The organism is Phocaeicola sp. HCN-6420 (assembly GCF_037890145.1).
Lineage (GTDB): Bacteria > Bacteroidota > Bacteroidia > Bacteroidales > Bacteroidaceae > Phocaeicola.
On record NZ_JBBKBJ010000088.1, the window covers coordinates 1 to 505 of the forward strand.

At 49.3% G+C, this 505-nt stretch carries 1 pseudogene; it reads left to right on the top strand.

Annotated elements, in window-relative coordinates:
- Window positions 1-505 (top strand): annotated as a pseudogene (locus WKT12_RS16485) (DUF6443 domain-containing protein); the annotation flags it as partial.

The window sequence follows — 505 nt, forward strand, 5'->3', positions numbered from 1 at the left end:
CCCGCTCTTCAAGGAGGAGCTGCACTATACTGACGGAACCGGAACACCCTGCTACAACGGAAACATCAGCAGCATCAGTTGGAAGGTAGGAGAGGAACAGACCACAAGAGGTTACAGGTTTACCTACGACGGACTGGACCGCATGAAAACAGCGGAATACGGAGAGGGGGAACGGCTTGCAGTCAACCCTAACCGCTTCAATGAGGAGGTTACCGCCTACGACAAAACGGGAAACATTCTCGGAATCAAACGTATGGGACAGACCGGAGCGCAGGAATACGGACTGGTGGACAATCTCGTACTGACCTACAGCGGAAACCAGCTGACGAAAGTTACCGACAATGCAGCAAGTTCCGCATACAACAACGGCTTTGAATTCAAGGATGGGGCGGACAGGGAAACGGAATATACCTACGATGAAAACGGAAATCTTACTCAAGATTTGAACCGGAACATCGAGGATATTCAATATAATTTCCTAAATTTGCCGCAACGCATTGAGTTT